The organism is Cupriavidus sp. 86D6 (genome assembly GCF_057815095.1).
This window is the reverse complement of record NZ_JBYPSB010000005.1, coordinates 202,287-218,362: the sequence shown is the minus strand read 5'-3', so window position 1 is coordinate 218,362 and position 16,076 is coordinate 202,287. Positions and strand designations below refer to the sequence as shown.

Sequence of the window (16,076 nt, the reverse complement as noted above, 5' to 3'; positions counted from 1 at the left end):
GGCCACCCCATGACCCCGCTCGGTTCCGGTCTGCGCGACGCGCTGAAGACCGTCAGCACCGCCACGCTCTGCACCGCGCTGTTCAAGCGCGGCCTGCGCAACCAGTTCATCCAGGACGTACGCCCGCTCAACCCCGACGCCGGCACGATGGTCGGCGAAGCGTTCACGCTGCGCTATATCCCGGCGCGCGAGGACCTGAATCCCATCACCGTGTTCCAGGACCCGAACCATCCGCAGCGCCAGGCCATCGAGCAGTGCCCACCCGGCGCCGTGCTGGTGATCGACAGCCGCAAGGACGCGCGCGCCGCCTCGGCCGGTTCGATCCTGGTCACGCGGCTGATGCAGCGCGGCGGCGCGGGCATCGTCACCGACGGTGGCTTCCGCGATTCGCCCGAGATCGCGCAGATGGCCATGCCCGCCTACCACCATCGTCCGTCGGCGCCCACCAACCTGACGCTGCACCAGGCGCTGGAATTCAACGTGCCGATCGGCTGCGGCGACGTGGCGGTGTTCCCCGGCGATGTGATCGTGGGCGATGCCGAAGGCGTGGTCGTCATTCCGTGGCACATCGCCGAGGAGATCGCCGCCGAGGCCGTGGAAATGACCGCGTTCGAGGACTTCGTGACCGAGGAAGTGCGCAACGGGCGCTCGATCATCGGGCTCTATCCGCCGACCACCGAACAGGCACGCAACGATTTCGCGGCCTGGCGCAACGCCCGCGGCCGCTGACGCGCAATCCCAGACATAGAAACCTAAAACAATTCCGGAGACAAACCCATGTTGAAGACTGCCCGCATTGCCGCCGCCGCGGCCCTGGCCGTCACGGCTGCCTTTGGCGCCCACGCGCAGGGCGACTGGCCGACCCGGCCCGTCACCATCATCGTGCCGTTCACGCCCGGCGGCGGCACCGACATCGGCACGCGGCTCGTCGCACAGCGGCTGTCGCAGATCTGGAGCCAGCCCGTGGTGGTGGACAACCGCCCCGGCGCCGCGGGCAACGTCGGCCTGGAACTGACCGCGCGCGCCAAACCCGATGGCTACACGCTGGTGGCCGGCAACGTCGGCACGCAGTCGATCAACCCGTTCCTGTACAAGAAGCTCAACTACAAGCCCGACAGCTTCGTGCCGGTGACGATGATGGCCGAACTGCCGTTCGCGCTGGTGGTCACGCCGGGCCTGCCCGCGAAAACGCCGAAGGAACTGGTGGCGCTGGCCAAGGCCAGGCCCGGCACGCTGACGTTCGCCAGCTCCGGCACGGGGGGTTCGCCGCACCTGTCCGGCGAGATCTTCAAGGCCGCCACCGGCACCGACATGCTGCACGTGCCCTACAAGGGCGGCGGCGCGGCCATGACCGACCTGATGGCCGGCAACGTGGACATGCTGTTCGCGTCGATCCTGGAAACCACCGGCCACGTGAAGGCCGGCAAGCTGCGTGCGCTGGCCGTGACCGGCCATGTGCGTTCGCCGTCGATGCCCGACGTGCCCACGCTGGCCGAGGTCGGCATCCAGAACGCCGAGTCGGGTTCCTGGGTGGGCCTGCTGGCGCCCGCCGGCACGCCGAAGGACATCGTCGACAAGATCGCCGCCGACGTGAAGAAGGTGGTGGCCATGCCGGAGGTGAAGAAACAGCTGATCGAACAGGGTGCGATTCCCGTCGGCAGCACCCCGCAGCAGTTTGCCGAGACCATCGCCAACGACCGCAAGCGTTACGCAAGGATCATCGCCGATAATCACCTGAGCGCCGACTGACCCGCGCGCCCGGACACTTCCATCAGAAAAGGACTCTTCTCGCATGAAACCCCGCCTCCTGCAGCACGGCCGGCTCCCGGAACAGACCGAAGCCCGTCTGGCCGAGCATTTCGACGTGCATCCGCTCTGGGCCGAAAGCGATCCTGCCGCCTACCTGGCGCAGCACGGTAGCCAGTTCGTGGCAATGACCACGCGCGCCGCCACCGGCGTGGACGCCGCGATGCTGGCCACGCTGCCGAACCTGCGCGTGATTTCCAGCTTCGGCGTGGGCCTGGACAAGCTGGACCTGGACACCGCCCGCGCACGCGGCATTGCCGTCGGCTACACGCCCGACGTGCTCAACGACTGCGTGGCCGACACCGCGTTCGCGCTGCTGATGGACGCCGCGCGCCAGGTCAGCGCCGCCGACCGCTACGTGCGCCGTGGCGACTGGCTCAAGGGCCCGTATCCGCTGACCACACGCGTCAGCGGAAAGCGGCTGGGCATCGTCGGCATGGGCCGCATCGGCCGCGTCATCGCCAAACGGTCGAGCGGCTTCGACATGGCGGTGCGCTACTTCGGCCGCAAGGCGCAGGAAGGGGTGCCCTATGGCTTCGAGCCGTCGCTCCAGGCGCTGGCCGAGTGGGCCGATTTTCTGGTGATCGCCGCTTCGGGCGGGCCCGAGACGCGCCATCTGGTGTCCGCTGACGTACTGAAGGCGCTGGGTCCGAAGGGCTATCTGATCAATATCGCCCGTGGCACGGTGGTGGATGAAGCGGCGCTGGTCGATGCCCTGACGCACAAGCGCATTGCCGGCGCCGGGCTGGACGTGTTCGAGCACGAGCCCAGGGTGCCCGAAGCCCTGTTCGCGCTGGACAACGTGGTGCTGTTGCCGCACGTGGCCAGCGGCACGCACGAGACCCGGGCGGCAATGGCCGGGCTGGTGTTCGACAACCTGCAGAGCTTCTTCGCCACTGGCGCGGTCCTGAAGTCGGCCATCTGAGCGCCGTCCAACGGCCGGCCGCCGTCGAAAAGCGTAGCCGGGGCGACACAGCGCGGACTTGCTGCGCCCGCGCCCAGGCGTTACCTGCCTCCATCTGCCCTGATCCGCCCCCCCTCTGCCGCTTGGCCGCTTCGGCGGCCCGCCTGTCTGGCCTCCTGGCGATCCCTCGCATATGATGCCTTCGCCACAGCCAGGCCTGCCACCACCCCGCCATCGGGATGAATCCGGGCGTAGACAAATATCCCTTACCCTGTGGTCACGGCTGTGCCGCCTGTCGGGCGACGGCCCGCGTGTCGCGCGTCGGCATGGCAAAAACAGGCGCAAAGTATCAAACGTGCGCGGTGATTGTTAGCTATGCTCCCCAGAGCAGGCAGGCGATTTGTGGTGCAGCAACGCAAGACTTCCCCGCTCCAGATATCAGGCAACACTGACAAGACTGTCGAATCCGGTTTGTGTGTTTGTGAATGGGACGGCGCGCACCGCGCCGTGGGCGCCCTCCGTGGCGCACTCTCCTGAGGGCTCCCGATGCAGCGCAGCTGGTTCCTGGTGGTGACGATCGTGCTGGCGACGATGGCCACGCTGTTCCCGGTGGGGATCGGCGTATTCATGGCCCAGCTCGAAGCCAGCCGGCGCGAATCGGAGCAGCTGAGCGTGTTCGCCGATGCGGCTGTCACGCGCGCCGAGACGGTCATGACCCAGGCACTCAATGCACTGCAGGACCTGGAATCGCTGCGCGAGGACCCCTGCGCGGCGTCGCACCTGGTGGAGATGCGGCGCATCACCTATACCTATCGGCATATCCAGGATGCGGGCGCCTACCGGGGCGGCAAGCGGCTGTGCTCGGCCCTGCTGGGCGCGGTGCAGGCCGACCAGTTCATCCTGCCGCCGCCGGACTGGCGCACGCCAGACGGCCTGGATTACTGGTTCGACCAGCCCAACCCGTTTGCCGCGCCGCGCCGGTCGATGCTGCTGGGCCGCAACGGCAGCTATGTCGGGCTCGACCCGCAGACCTTCGTCGACGTGGTGGACCGCGAATCGCGCATGCTGGCCGCCGTGCAGACCGATGCCGGGCGCATCTTCGCCGCGTCGCAGGGCGCCAACCTGCCGCGGCTGCAACGCGCCTACGCCGACCACGCCTATGGATCGGGCGGCGACGCGGCCAACGACGACGATGCGTCGATCGTCCTGCGCAAGTCGCGCACGATGCCGCTGGCGGTGGTGGTGCTGGCGCCGCGCGCCGCGCTGCTGGCCAACTGGAAGGCGCTGCTGGTGGGCGGGCTGGTCGTCGGGCTGGCCGCCGGGGTGCCGCTGGGCATCCTGGTCTGGCGCCGTGCCACCCGCCGCTTCAGCCTGGAGGGCGAGTTGCGCGGGGCGGTGCGGCGCCACGAGATGGCGGTGCACTACCAGCCCATCGTGTCGCTGTCGGACAACCAGTGCGTGGGCGTCGAAGCGCTGGTGCGCTGGCGCCGCCACGGCCGGCTGGTACGCCCCAACCTGTTCATCCCGATGGCGGAGAACGCTGGCCTGATCCAGCAGATCACCGACCAGGTGCTCGACATCGTGCTGGCCGAACTGGGCACGCTGCTGCGCCGGCATCCATCGTTCTACGTATCGATCAACGTCGGCACGGAAGACCTGAAGAGCCGCCGCTTCCTGGGCGTACTGACCGCGCGCCTGCGCGGCACCGGCATCTCGCCGGAACAGATCCGCATCGAGGCCACCGAGCGCGGCTTCCTGGAACCGGACGTGGCGCGCGACACGATCCAGGCGTTCCGCGACGCGGGCCACCCGGTCTATATCGACGACTTCGGCACGGGCTACTCCAGCCTGTCTTACCTGCAGAGCTTCAAGGTGGATGCGCTGAAGATCGACAAGTCCTTTGTCGACACGATCGGGCAGGAGGCGGCGTCGAGCACCGTGGCGCCGCACATCATCGCCATGGCCCAGTCGCTGGGCCTGCAGGTGGTGGCCGAAGGCATCGAGGACCGCGCCCAGGCCGATTTCCTGCGCGCGCAGGGCGTGGACTACGGCCAGGGCTGGCTGTTCGGCCGGCCGGTGCCGGCCGTGGAACTGGCGCAGATGCTGGCGCGCGGGGTGGCCCCGGCGGCCGCCTGAGCGCGCTTATTCGGCCTTCGCGCCCGAATCCCTGGCCACCTTGGTCCACTTGGTGGTTTCGGTCTTGATGAAGCCGGCCAGCTGCTGCGGCGTCATGTCGCCGGCGGTCACGCCCTGTTCGTCGAATCGCTTCTGCACGTCGGGCTGCTTCAGCACCTTGGCCAGCTCCGCGCTCACGCGCTGGCGCACCGCCTCGGGCGTGCCATGCGGCGCCATCAGCGCATACCAGGTGGTGACCTCATAGCCGGGCACGCCGCTTTCGGCCACCGTCGGCACGCCGGGATAGGCGGCCGAACGCCTGGCCGACGTCACGGCCAGCGCCTTGACCTTGCCGCTCTTGATATGCGGATTGGCCGACGGGCTGGTCTCGATCGCCATCTGGATCTGGCCCGCGATCAGGTCGGTCATCATCGGCGCGCCACCCTTGTACGGCACATGCGAGATATCGGTGCCCGTGGACGCACGGAACAGCTCGCCAGACAGGTGCTCGGTGCTGCCGATGCCGGCCGATCCATAGTTGACCTTGCCCGGATTGGCCTTGATGTAGGCCACCAGTTCCTGAACCGTCCTGGCCGGAATCGACGGATTGACGATCAGCACGTTCGGCGTCAGCGCCACCATGCCGATCGGTTCCAGGTCCTTCTGGAAATCGTACGGCAGCGTCTTGTAGATGCCGGGGGCCATTGTATGGGCCACGGTAGCCAGCAGGAACGTGTAGCCGTCCGGGTTGGCGCGCGCCACCAGCGCCCCGCCGATGGTGCCGCCGGCGCCGGGCCGGTTATCGACCACCACGGGCTGGCCCAGTGCCTCGCCCAGCCGCTGGCCCACCGCACGGCCGATGATGTCGGTGGTGCCACCCGACGCAAACGGCACGACCAGCGTGATTGGCTTGGACGGCCAGGCATCGGCGGCGAACGCAGCGGTGGTGAAAGGGGCCGGGATGGCGGCAGCCAGGGCCAGGGCGCCGAGCGCCTTCAGCGCGATGCGGCGCGGCATGCGTGGGGTCATGCGAGTCTCCTGCAGGAATCGTTGGAATCGTTCGAATGCCACGACTCTACGGACCGTGCACCGTGTGCACCAGCCCCCACGCAGCAGACGGTGTTCAGGATTTGTGAAGGGTGGCACCCGGCCAGCGCCCGGCCGTCACCAGTTCGCGCGCCACCTGCTCCAGCACGCTTCGCGCGGCAAGACCGGCGGGCGACAGTTCATCGTCCGACAGGCTCACCAGCATGTTGGGCCGGCTCACCCCCGCGTCGACGATTTCGATCAGCCTCAGCGGGTCGCCCAGATGGCGGGCCACGGCCGCGCCGGGCTGGATGGTGGCACCAATGCCGGCGCGCACGGCATCCATCAGCATCGCCAGGCCATCGATCTCCGCCACCACATTCAGCGGGCGCGGGTTACGCGCCGATGCGGCGTTGAGCACCGCGCGCAGCCCGTGGGCGCCGCTTGGCAGGATCAGCGGCAGGTCGCCGATGGCCCTCAGCGGCATGGTCTCGGCGGCCGGCAGGCCAGGCTGGTCGGGCCGTGCGATCACGAACAGCCGTTCTTCCAGCAACGGCATGCTGCTCCAGCGTTGTCCCGGCTCGAGCTGGAACAGTACGGCCAGGTCGAGCTGGCGCGCGCCGATCATCGCGGCCAGGCCGCCCGACAGGCTTTCGACCAGGTGCAGGCGGATATCGGGATACCGGTCGCGCATGGCCAGCATGAACGACGGCCCCAGCACGGCAAGCGTGCTTGGCGCCATGCCTACGCTGACATGGCCCGACAGCCGCGCCGTACGCGCCGCATGTGCGGCGTCGTCGGCATGACGCAGCGCCAGTTGCGCCTGGCGCCAGAACGCCAGCCCGGCATCGGTGGGCACCACGCCACTGGACGTACGCTGCAGCAGCCGCGTGGACAGTTCGCTCTCCAGGCGGCTGATCTGCTGGCTCAACGCAGACGTGACCACGCCCAGCCGTTGGGCTGCCTGCCCCATGCTGCCCAGCTCCACCACGTGCACGAAGTAGCGCAGTTGCCGCAGTTCCATTTCCTCTCCTGGTGGCGATCCGCCTGAATGTCCGGCCCCGTATTGTGCCTGCGGCACGACGGCGGGCGCCAGTTGTGACCGGGCCGGCTTACGCGACCTGTCTGGCCCGTGCATCGCGAATCGCGAAGGGGAACCGGGATATCCGCCGTTGACCCGTGGTCTGTCATGGATAACGATGTGGTGGTCGGCCCAAGGGATGCCACGATGGCCTGCCGTAGAGCCGGCATCACCCCGAACGGTCACACTGTTCCATCGACTTGTACATGCGGCGCTTGCTGCACCGCCCGCGATGTACCACGCGTTTTTCACCGGTTTCCAACCTGGAGTTTTCCAGCATGCAAAGCCAACCTACGAACCCCTGGGCCAACTGGCCGTTCCAGCCGTTCGCTTTTCCGCCTGCCTTCCAGCCGTTTGCGATGTTCGACAACAAGCTGCTGGAAAACTGGCAAAAGATGATGGGCCTGAATGCCGACTTCTCGCGGTCGATCGTGGAGGAAACCCAGTTCGACTGGGCCTCATGCTTCATGCCGCAAGATCCCGAGGAACTCTACGCGCGGCAGTGGACCAGCCAGATGCCGCTGATGTCGATCCCGCTGCACTACGCCAACGCCATGCTGGAGCTGGGCGCGGCCACCCAGCGTGCCTGGATGGATGCCTTGGGCCACTGGCTCGGCGTTCCGGTGCTGCTGCCGGCCATCCCGGTGATGCCCGACATCGCGGCCGTGGCCACCGCCAAGGGGGACGTGGTCGATGTGCCGGCCGTGCATGTGCGCGAGACGGCGCGCGAGCGCAAGGGCAATTCCCACTGACGAACACCGTGCCGGCGCTGGCATGGCCTGCCGTCGGCATGTTCCAGCGGCAAGGTCTATCCTTGCAAATGACAGCAATCTCAGACTTGCGTCATGCCGCCTGCCCGATGGCTTGATGGGCGCACTCGGGCGGGCCCTTGAATCGCGCCCCCAATCTGGCGAGGCTCCCATGAGCAAGACACTTCTTTCCAGCCTGATCGTCGCCGCGGCAGCCGTGGCCATGGCTCCACTTGCGCACGCGCAGACCAAGCAGTTCGATCCGTATTCGCAGGGCGCCAAGGCCGGCAAGGCCGACCCGTACACCGACGGCGCCAAGGGCAAGCCCGATCCCTACACCGATGGCGCCAAGGCCGGCAAGTTCGACCCCTATACCGAAGGCGCGAACAAGTCGACCCGCAGCGACCTGGCCCCGTCGGCCAAGGCCGATCCGTACACTGACGGCGCCAAGTCGGACAAGTACAACCCGTACACCGACGGCGCGCGCGTAGGCAAACCCGATCCGTACACCGACGGCGCCAAGACCGGCAATCCAGACCCCTATACCGACGGGGCGAAGTCCAAGTAACGCTGGTCCAGCACGGTCGATCCCGCCCATTCACCCGCTGCGGCCGCAGGGCCGTGCCGGACGTTCGGCTTTCCGGTCGGCAATAAAAAACCCCGCACGCGCTTGCACGCGGGCGGGGTTCATCAATCATCAGGCCGTTTCGCCGCCAGGCTGCCACTGCAACTGCCGTGGCGGAGAAACGTGCGTCAGATTGTCACGGTATCGGCCACTTCCTTGAAGTCTTCGATCTGGTCGAAGTTCATGTACTTGTAGATCTTGTCGCCATTGGCGTTCAGCACGCCCATGTCGGCCATGTACTCTTCCTTGTTCGGGATACGGCCAAGGCGCGAGCAGATGGCGGCCAGTTCGGCGGAGCCAAGGTACACGTTGGTGTTCTTGCCCAGACGGTTCGGGAAGTTACGCGTCGAGGTCGACATCACCGTGGCGCCTTCGCGCACCTGTGCCTGGTTGCCCATGCACAGCGAGCAGCCCGGCATTTCGGTACGCGCACCGGCCGTGCCGAACACGCCGTAGTGGCCTTCCTCGGTCAGCTGCTTCTGATCCATCTTGGTCGGCGGGGCGACCCACAGCTTCACGGGGATGTCGCGCTTGCCTTCCAGCAGCTTCGACGCGGCACGGAAGTGGCCGATGTTGGTCATGCACGAACCGATGAACACTTCGTCGATCTTGGCGCCAGCCACGTCCGACAGCGTCTTCACGTCGTCCGGATCGTTCGGGCAGGCCACGATCGGCTCGTGCACGTCGGCCAGGTCGATTTCGATCACGGCAGCGTACTCGGCGTCGGCGTCCGGAGCCAGCAGCTTCGGATCGGCCAGCCATGCTTCCATGGCCTTGATACGGCGCTGCAGGCTGCGCGGGTCCTGGTAGCCTTCGGCGATCATCCACTTCAGCAGCGTGATGTTGCTGTTGATGTATTCGATGATCGGTTCCTTGTTCAGGCGCACGGTGCAGCCGGCTGCCGAACGCTCTGCCGAGGCGTCCGACAGTTCGAAGGCCTGTTCCACCTTCAGGTCGGGCAGACCTTCGATTTCGAGGATACGGCCCGAGAAAATGTTCTGCTTGCCTTGCTTGGCCACGGTCAGCAGGCCCTGCTTGATCGCGTACAGCGGAATGGCGTTGACCAGGTCGCGCAGCGTCACGCCGGGCTGCATCTTGCCCTTGAAGCGGACCAGCACCGATTCCGGCATGTCCAGCGGCATCACGCCGGTGGCGGCGGCAAAGGCCACCAGACCCGAACCGGCCGGGAAGCTGATGCCGATCGGGAAGCGGGTGTGCGAATCGCCGCCAGTGCCGACGGTGTCGGGCAGCAGCATGCGGTTCAGCCACGAGTGGATCACGCCGTCGCCCGGGCGCAGCGAGATGCCGCCACGGGTGCTGATGAATTGCGGCAGCGTGTGGTGCGTCTTCACGTCAACCGGCTTCGGATACGCGGCGGTGTGGCAGAACGACTGCATCACCAGGTCGGCCGAGAAGCCCAGGCAGGCCAGATCCTTCAGCTCGTCGCGCGTCATCGGGCCGGTGGTGTCCTGCGAGCCCACCGAAGTCATCTTCGGTTCGCAGTACGTGCCCGGGCGGATGCCCTTGCCTTCGGCCAGGCCACAGGCGCGGCCAACCATCTTCTGGGCCAGCGTGAAACCGCGGCCAGTGTCGACCGGGTTCTGCGGCAGGCGGAACAGCGTCGACGGGGCCAGGCCCAGCGCCTCGCGGGCCTTGGCGGTCAGGCCACGGCCGATGATCAGCGGAATGCGGCCGCCGGCGCGCACTTCGTCGAACAGCACATCCGACTTGACCTTGAATTCGGCGATCACGGCGCCGTTCTTCAGGGCCTTGCCTTCGTACGGGCGCAGTTCCACGACGTCGCCCATTTCCATCTGCGACACGTCGAGTTCGATCGGCAGCGCGCCGGCATCTTCCATCGTGTTGTAGAAGATCGGGGCGATCTTGCTGCCCAGGCACACGCCGCCGAAACGCTTGTTCGGCACGAAGGGGATGTCTTCGCCCGTGAACCACAGCACCGAGTTGGTGGCCGACTTGCGGCTGGAACCCGTACCGACCACGTCACCGACGTAGGCCACCAGGTTGCCCTTGTCCTTGAGCGATTCGATGAATGCCACCGGGCCGCGCTTGCCGTCTTCTTCCGGCTGGAACGCTGCGCCTTCGCGCTTGTTCTTCAGCATGGCCAGCGCGTGCATCGGGATGTCCGGGCGCGTGGTGGCATCGGGGGCCGGCGACAGGTCGTCGGTGTTGGTCTCGCCCGGCACCTTGAACACGGTGATCGTCAGCGATTGCGGCAGTTCCGGGCGGCTCGTGAACCACTCGGCGTCGGCCCAGCTCTGCAGCACGGCCTTTGCGTGGGCGTTGCCCTTGTCGGCCTTTTCCTTCACGTCGTGGAAGGCGTCGAACATCAGCAGCGTCTTCTTCAGCGCGTCGGCGGCCACGGCGCCCACTTCGGCGTCGTCCAGCAGTTCGATCAGCGGCGAGATGTTGTAGCCGCCCAGCATCGTGCCGAGCAGTTCGGTGGCGCGGGCGCGCGAGATCAGTGCGGTCTTTTCCGAACCCAGGGCCACGGCGGCCAGGTACGAAGCCTTGACCTTGGCAGCGTCGTCCACGCCAGCCGGCACGCGGTACGTAATCAGGTCCACCAGGGTCTGCTCTTCACCCGCCGGCGGGTTCTTGATCAGTTCGATCAGCTCGGCCGTCTGCTTGGCGGTCAGCGGCAGAGGAGGAATGCCAAGCGCAGCGCGTTCGGCGACATGGGCGCGATAGGTATCAAGCATGGGAACCTGCTGTTAATAGGGTTGTAACGGGTACTGCCTTGTCTCTTGTGGGCCGGCGGCGCAATACCGCCAGCGGCCGCGTGATTGTAATCCGAAGTCCGCCGGAGATCAAATGTCTTATATCTTATATAAGAGTTAAATTGGCGGAAACACGATACGACAAGGCTTCGCGGGCGAAGGAATGTTGCAAAGCTGCAGATGAGAACGGTTCCGGCAGCAGGCAAGGCCGCAGGGCAGCGTCGGACCAAAAGCGGCTCATGGATTACTTTTACATCACGATTCGCGGGATTCCCGACATGCACGTCTTAAGTTCCGCGCCCCGTTATCGTTAACCAGCGTAGCAGGCGCAAATGGCGCGCCAATGCGCCCCTGCGCCCGATGCCCGCTGGCTCAAACGGCCAAGCTAAGCGGGTTTCCCCCTTTTTATCGGCCCTTTGCTTACCTGCGATTCAGGAAGAATGGCAGGCATTCCGACACAGGCATCTCATGGCGAACACGCTTTCCCCCTCCCAGACTGGCGGCACTTCGAGCAAGCGCGGCCGACTGCTGCTGATTGGCGGCGGCGTGCTGGTAGTGGTGCTGGCTGCTGGCGGCTTTTTCCTTGGCAGCATCCTCAGCAGCAATCACCAGCCGGCAGCTCCGGCTGCCCCGGTGGTGCCGCCGCCGATCTTCGTGCCGCTGGATGCGTTCACCGTCAACCTCAAGAGCGATGACGGCGACCGCTTCCTGCACACCGGCCTGTCGCTGAAGGTGGCGGATGCCGACACCCAGGGACGTCTGGCGCAGTATCAGCCGGAAGCACGCAGCCGCATCCTGCTGCTGCTCTCGGCACGCCAGCCGGCCGATCTGGCCACGGTGGAAGGCAAGCGCAAGCTGGCCCAGGACATCCAGGCGGCGATCAGCCAGCCGTTTGCCCCGGGTCTGCCGCCGCAGAAGATCCTGGATGTCTTGTTTACTTCGTTCGTGGTGCAGTAACACTGCTGTCCGCACCGCGAACCCTGAGCCAAACCGATAGATATGAAACTGCCCGCCGAACTTCTTTCCTGCCGTCGCGTGACGCGCGACGTCTGAAGCCGGACATGGACCGTTTCATCCTCACAGCCGTTCACGGGGCAGGACACTAGATGGCCTACGACAAGTTCCTCTCGCAGGACGAGGTAGACGAACTACTGAAAGGCGTATCCGGCGAAGCCGATACGCCAGCGGCCAGCGCACCGGTCGTCGAAGAAGGCGGTGTGCGGCCGTACAACCTGGCCAACCAGGAACGTATCGTCCGCGGCCGCCTGCACACGCTCGAAATCATCAACGAGCGTTTTGCCCGGGCACTGCGTACCGCGCTGTTCAACTTCATCCGCCGCGGCGCCGACATCTCGGTCGGCACGGTCAGGATCGAGAAGTACGGCGATTTCGTGCGCAACCTGCCGGTGCCGACCAACCTGAACCTGGTTCACATGAAGCCGCTGCGGGGCACCGCACTGTTCGTGTACGACCCGAACCTGGTGTTCCTGGTGGTCGACAACCTGTTCGGCGGCGACGGACGCTTCCACACCCGCGTGGAAGGCCGCGACTTTACCCAGACCGAGCAGCGCATCATCCGCCGTATGCTGGACCTGACGCTGAACAGCTACAGCCAGGCCTGGCGCACCGTGCATCCGATCGAGTTCGACTATGTCCGCTCCGAGATGCACACCAAGTTCGCCAACGTGGCCGGCCCGAACGATGCCGTGGTCACCACGGCGTTCCACATCGAACTGGGCGCCGTGGGCGGGCAACTGCATATCTGTATCCCCTTCTCGATGATCGAGCCGCTGCGCGATCTGCTGATGAATCCGCTGCAGGACGAAGTCGAGGTGGACAAACGCTGGCTGGGCCAGCTTTCCAACCAGCTGCGTGCCGCCGAAGTGGAACTGGTGGCCGAATTCGCGCACCTGCGCAGCACCGTGGCCGAGGTTCTGGCCATGCGTGAAGGCGACGTGCTGCCGATCGAATTGCCGGAGAAGATCTTCGGCAAGGTTGACGGCGTGCCCGTCATGCAGTGCGGTTTCGGCACGATGAACGGCCAGTACGCACTGCGCGTGGAACGAATGATCAATTACCAAGACAGCGATCCCAACAAGGAAACCGATCATGACTGACGGCACTCAGGACAAGCCGGTCGATCCGATGGACGATTGGGCCAGCGCCCTGGCGGAGCAGACCAGCGTCGAACAGGCTGCGCCCGCTGCCGAAGCGGCCACTACCACGGCACCGGCGGCCTCGGCCATGGCGACCGCCACGCCCGCGGCTTCCACCGTATTCCCGCCCCTGGCACAGGAGGCACCGAGCGGCTTCCACAACGATATCGGGATGATCCTCGATATCCCCGTGCAACTGACCGTGGAACTGGGCCGCACCAAGGTGCCCATCAAGAACCTGCTGCAACTGGCGCAGGGCTCGGTGGTGGAACTCGACGGCCTGGCCGGCGAACCGATGGACGTACTCGTGAACGGCTACCTGATCGCCCAGGGCGAAGTGGTGGTGGTGAACGACAAGTTCGGCATTCGCCTGACGGACATCATCACGCCGTCCGAACGTATCCGGAAGCTCAACAAATGACAGCCGCCTCGCGCCGGTCCGCAGTTGCCGCGCGCATTGCCTCGGGCATCGTCCTCACGGGCCTTGCCGCGACCGGCGCGCAGGCCGCTGATGCCGTGCGCGGCACCGCCCCGGCGGGCTACCCCGCCAGCAGTGCCGCCGCCAGCCACGCGTTCGCCAGCAACGCGCCGGCGATCAGCAGCAGCGGCAGCCTGGCCCAGGCGGGCCTGGGCCTCTTCGCGGTCATCGCGCTGATCCTGGGCATGGCCTGGGTCGCGCGCCGCACCGGCCTGGTGCGCCACGGCGCCGGCAACGCATCGATCAAGGTCGTGAACAGCCTGGCGCTGGGCACGCGCCAGAAGGTTGTGACCGTGGAAGTGGGCGATACCTGGCTCGTGCTCGGTGTCTCGCCCAACGAAATCCGCCCGCTCCATACGCTTCCGGCACAGCCGGACAGCGGCGCGCCCACCGGCTCGCCGCCGACCCCGCCCATGCAGGGCGGCTTCGGCGAACGCCTGATGCGCGCCATGCAGGAAAACCTCAAGAAATGAAATCGCCGCGTGCCGCCGCTGTCCAGCGGCTACCCGTGAAGCCCTTCGTGCGTCCGTCGCGCGTGGCGGCCGCCCTGCTGGCCCTGCTGCCGCTGGCGCTGTGGCTCGCACCCGACGCCGCGCTGGCGCAGTCGCTGCCGGGCGTCACCAGCCGCGCCGCCGCCGGTGGCGGCCAGGTCTGGTCGCTGTCGATCCAGACGCTGGTCCTGCTCACGTCGCTGTCGTTCCTGCCGGCGGCCATGCTGATGATGACGGGCTTCACGCGCATCATCATCGTGCTGGGCCTGCTGCGCAACGCGCTGGGCACGGCGTCGTCGCCGCCCAACCAGGTGCTGGTGGGCCTGTCGCTGTTCCTGACGTTCTTCGTCATGTCGCCGGTGCTCGACAAGGTCTACGCCGACGCCTACAAGCCGCTGTCCGAAAACCGCATCAGCCTGGAGGCCGCCGCGGAGCGCGCCGCGGTGCCGGTACGTGCCTTCATGCTGCGCCAGACGCGCGAGAAAGACCTGGCGCTGTTCGCCCAGATGGCCAAGACGCCCGAAATGCAGAGCCCGGACGACGTGCCGTTCTCGGTGCTGGTGCCGGCCTTCGTCACAAGCGAGCTGAAGACCGCGTTCCAGATCGGCTTCACGATCTTCATTCCGTTCCTGATCATCGACCTCGTCGTGGCCAGCGTGCTGATGGCGATGGGGATGATGATGGTGCCACCCGCCACCATTTCGCTGCCGTTCAAGCTGATGCTGTTCGTGCTGGTCGATGGCTGGCAACTGCTGCTGGGGTCCCTGGCGCAGAGCTTCATGAATTGACGGGAGCTTGAGATGACACCCGAGATGGTCATGACGATCGCCACGCAGGCGATGAAGATGACGCTGATGCTGTCCGCCCCGCTGCTGCTGGTGGCGCTGGCCGCCGGTCTGGTGGTGAGCCTGTTCCAGGCCGCCACGCAGATCAATGAAATGACGCTGACGTTCATTCCGAAGCTGGTCGCGCTGTTCGTGACGATGGTGCTGGTCGGCCCGTGGATGATCAACACGTTCGTCGACTACATGCGCGAAGTGTTCCAGGGCATCCCCGCCCTGGCGCACTGATCCTCCCCCGCTTCCCCGCAGGACCCAGGCACCGTGTTCGAGGTCACCACCGACCAGATGTACGGGTGGATCGCCGCCTTTCTCTGGCCGATGTTCCGGCTGATGGCGTTGATCTCGACCGCGCCCCTGTTCAGCGAGTCCACCATTCCGCGCCGCGCGAAGATCCTGCTGGCGGCCGCGCTGGCCACGATCGTGTCGCCCACGATCGGGCACATTCCCACGGCACCGATCTATTCGTACGAAGGCCTGCTGGTCGTCATGAACGAGGTGGGCATTGGCGTGGCCATGGGCTTCTCGATGCGGCTGATCTTTGCCGCCGTGCAGATGGCCGGTGAAATCATCGGCCTGCAGATGGGCCTGTCGTTCGCGGCGTTCTACGACCGGTCGTCGGGCGGGCAGACGATGGTGCTGTCGCGCTTTCTCAATATCGTGGCCACGCTGATGTTCCTGTCGCTGGACGGCCACCTGATGATGCTGGCCGCCCTGGTGGACAGCTTCCAGGGCGTGCCGATTGCCGGCGTGCCGCTGTCCGGGCACGGGTGGGGCGTGGTGGCGCGTGCAGGATCGATGGTCTTTTCCTCCAGCATGCTGCTGGCGCTGCCGATGATTGCCGCGCTGCTGACGCTGAACCTGGCCATGGGTATCCTGAACCGCGCGTCGCCGCAGCTGTCGATCTTCGCGGTCGGCTTCCCGGTGACCCTGCTCGGCGGCATGCTGGTGATGTCGCTGTGCATGCCGGAGATGGGCGTCTACATGCAGCACCTGGTCGACACCGGCCTGCAGACCGCTGCCCAGGTACTCGATCAGCTGGCGCCCTGATCCCCGGCCGGCGCTACG

16 protein-coding genes are annotated in these 16,076 nt (G+C 66.4%); 13 read left to right on the top strand and 3 right to left on the bottom strand.

Annotated elements, in window-relative coordinates; translation table 11 throughout:
• The first annotated feature begins 9 nt into the window (after positions 1 to 9).
• From AC3G88_RS14380 to AC3G88_RS14365, 4 genes are all read left to right on the top strand, one after another.
• Entirely contained in the window at positions 10 to 729 is a 720-nt protein-coding gene (locus AC3G88_RS14380; RefSeq protein WP_488772074.1) for a ribonuclease activity regulator RraA, read from the top strand.
• A gap of 48 nt (positions 730 to 777) precedes the next feature.
• Complete coding sequence (locus tag AC3G88_RS14375; RefSeq protein ID WP_488893458.1) at positions 778 to 1,749, top strand: Bug family tripartite tricarboxylate transporter substrate binding protein; 972 nt, start codon at positions 778 to 780, stop codon at positions 1,747 to 1,749.
• A 43-nt stretch (positions 1,750 to 1,792) separates the two neighbouring features.
• Positions 1,793 to 2,731 carry a 2-hydroxyacid dehydrogenase gene (locus AC3G88_RS14370; RefSeq protein WP_488772076.1) on the top strand — a complete coding sequence of 313 codons (939 nt, stop codon included), beginning with the start codon at positions 1,793 to 1,795 and terminating at the stop codon, positions 2,729 to 2,731.
• A 525-nt stretch (positions 2,732 to 3,256) separates the two neighbouring features.
• Complete coding sequence (locus AC3G88_RS14365) at positions 3,257 to 4,846, top strand: EAL domain-containing protein (protein WP_488772077.1); 1,590 nt, start codon at positions 3,257 to 3,259, stop codon at positions 4,844 to 4,846.
• A 6-nt stretch (positions 4,847 to 4,852) separates the two neighbouring features.
• On the opposite strand, the gene AC3G88_RS14360 is transcribed toward AC3G88_RS14365, so the two are convergent.
• Both AC3G88_RS14360 and AC3G88_RS14355 read right to left on the bottom strand, forming a co-directional pair.
• Entirely contained in the window at positions 4,853 to 5,854 is a 1,002-nt protein-coding gene (locus tag AC3G88_RS14360) for a tripartite tricarboxylate transporter substrate binding protein (protein WP_488772078.1), read from the bottom strand.
• A 94-nt stretch (positions 5,855 to 5,948) separates the two neighbouring features.
• The gene (locus tag AC3G88_RS14355) at positions 5,949 to 6,875 is read right to left on the bottom strand and encodes a LysR family transcriptional regulator (protein WP_488772079.1); all 927 of its coding nucleotides are present in this window, start codon (positions 6,873 to 6,875) and stop codon (positions 5,949 to 5,951) included.
• A gap of 335 nt (positions 6,876 to 7,210) precedes the next feature.
• Between AC3G88_RS14355 and AC3G88_RS14350 the strand changes: the two genes are divergently transcribed.
• Entirely contained in the window at positions 7,211 to 7,684 is a 474-nt protein-coding gene (locus AC3G88_RS14350) for a polyhydroxyalkanoate granule-associated phasin (protein ID WP_488772080.1), read from the top strand.
• 169 nt (positions 7,685 to 7,853) lie between these two features.
• Entirely contained in the window at positions 7,854 to 8,249 is a 396-nt protein-coding gene (locus AC3G88_RS14345; RefSeq protein WP_488772081.1) for a hypothetical protein, read from the top strand.
• A 185-nt stretch (positions 8,250 to 8,434) separates the two neighbouring features.
• On the opposite strand, the gene acnB is transcribed toward AC3G88_RS14345, so the two are convergent.
• Complete coding sequence (acnB, locus tag AC3G88_RS14340; protein ID WP_488772082.1) at positions 8,435 to 11,026, bottom strand: bifunctional aconitate hydratase 2/2-methylisocitrate dehydratase; 2,592 nt, start codon at positions 11,024 to 11,026, stop codon at positions 8,435 to 8,437.
• A 486-nt stretch (positions 11,027 to 11,512) separates the two neighbouring features.
• Between acnB and fliL the strand changes: the two genes are divergently transcribed.
• The 7 genes from fliL (at position 11,513) to fliR (ending at position 16,058) form a co-directional block, all read left to right on the top strand.
• Positions 11,513 to 12,001, top strand: coding sequence for a flagellar basal body-associated protein FliL (fliL, locus tag AC3G88_RS14335; protein WP_488772083.1), 489 nt, complete (start codon positions 11,513 to 11,515; stop codon positions 11,999 to 12,001).
• Positions 12,002 to 12,150: 149 nt separating this feature from the next.
• Positions 12,151 to 13,161 (top strand): flagellar motor switch protein FliM, encoded by a 1,011-nt coding sequence (gene fliM / locus AC3G88_RS14330; RefSeq protein ID WP_153945858.1) that lies wholly within the window; start codon positions 12,151 to 12,153, stop codon positions 13,159 to 13,161.
• A complete protein-coding gene (gene fliN, locus AC3G88_RS14325; RefSeq protein ID WP_488893457.1) occupies positions 13,154 to 13,621 on the top strand; it encodes a flagellar motor switch protein FliN in 468 nt (155 codons plus the stop codon). Before fliM ends, fliN begins: the two co-directional genes overlap by 8 nt.
• On the top strand, positions 13,618 to 14,151 hold the full coding sequence (gene fliO, locus AC3G88_RS14320; protein WP_488772086.1) for a flagellar biosynthetic protein FliO: 534 nt from the start codon (positions 13,618 to 13,620) through the stop codon (positions 14,149 to 14,151). The genes fliN and fliO overlap by 4 nt, the downstream gene beginning before the upstream one ends.
• Positions 14,148 to 14,957 carry a flagellar type III secretion system pore protein FliP gene (fliP, locus tag AC3G88_RS14315; RefSeq protein WP_488772087.1) on the top strand — a complete coding sequence of 270 codons (810 nt, stop codon included), beginning with the start codon at positions 14,148 to 14,150 and terminating at the stop codon, positions 14,955 to 14,957. The genes fliO and fliP overlap by 4 nt, the downstream gene beginning before the upstream one ends.
• A 12-nt stretch (positions 14,958 to 14,969) precedes the next feature.
• On the top strand, positions 14,970 to 15,239 hold the full coding sequence (gene fliQ / locus AC3G88_RS14310) for a flagellar biosynthesis protein FliQ (protein WP_061958832.1): 270 nt from the start codon (positions 14,970 to 14,972) through the stop codon (positions 15,237 to 15,239).
• A 33-nt stretch (positions 15,240 to 15,272) separates the two neighbouring features.
• Positions 15,273 to 16,058 carry a flagellar biosynthetic protein FliR gene (gene fliR, locus AC3G88_RS14305; RefSeq protein WP_488772088.1) on the top strand — a complete coding sequence of 262 codons (786 nt, stop codon included), beginning with the start codon at positions 15,273 to 15,275 and terminating at the stop codon, positions 16,056 to 16,058.
• Positions 16,059 to 16,076 lie beyond the last annotated feature (18 nt).

Coding starts and splice junctions, on each gene's coding strand:
- AC3G88_RS14380 (WP_488772074.1), top strand. CDS start 10: ATGACCCCGCTCGGTTCCGGTCTGCGCGACGCGCTGAAGACCGTCAGC.
- AC3G88_RS14375 (WP_488893458.1), top strand. CDS start 778: ATGTTGAAGACTGCCCGCATTGCCGCCGCCGCGGCCCTGGCCGTCACG.
- AC3G88_RS14370 (WP_488772076.1), top strand. CDS start 1,793: ATGAAACCCCGCCTCCTGCAGCACGGCCGGCTCCCGGAACAGACCGAA.
- AC3G88_RS14365 (WP_488772077.1), top strand. CDS start 3,257: ATGCAGCGCAGCTGGTTCCTGGTGGTGACGATCGTGCTGGCGACGATG.
- AC3G88_RS14360 (WP_488772078.1), bottom strand. CDS start 5,854: ATGACCCCACGCATGCCGCGCCGCATCGCGCTGAAGGCGCTCGGCGCC.
- AC3G88_RS14355 (WP_488772079.1), bottom strand. CDS start 6,875: ATGGAACTGCGGCAACTGCGCTACTTCGTGCACGTGGTGGAGCTGGGC.
- AC3G88_RS14350 (WP_488772080.1), top strand. CDS start 7,211: ATGCAAAGCCAACCTACGAACCCCTGGGCCAACTGGCCGTTCCAGCCG.
- AC3G88_RS14345 (WP_488772081.1), top strand. CDS start 7,854: ATGAGCAAGACACTTCTTTCCAGCCTGATCGTCGCCGCGGCAGCCGTG.
- acnB (WP_488772082.1), bottom strand. CDS start 11,026: ATGCTTGATACCTATCGCGCCCATGTCGCCGAACGCGCTGCGCTTGGC.
- fliL (WP_488772083.1), top strand. CDS start 11,513: ATGGCGAACACGCTTTCCCCCTCCCAGACTGGCGGCACTTCGAGCAAG.
- fliM (WP_153945858.1), top strand. CDS start 12,151: ATGGCCTACGACAAGTTCCTCTCGCAGGACGAGGTAGACGAACTACTG.
- fliN (WP_488893457.1), top strand. CDS start 13,154: ATGACTGACGGCACTCAGGACAAGCCGGTCGATCCGATGGACGATTGG.
- fliO (WP_488772086.1), top strand. CDS start 13,618: ATGACAGCCGCCTCGCGCCGGTCCGCAGTTGCCGCGCGCATTGCCTCG.
- fliP (WP_488772087.1), top strand. CDS start 14,148: ATGAAATCGCCGCGTGCCGCCGCTGTCCAGCGGCTACCCGTGAAGCCC.
- fliQ (WP_061958832.1), top strand. CDS start 14,970: ATGACACCCGAGATGGTCATGACGATCGCCACGCAGGCGATGAAGATG.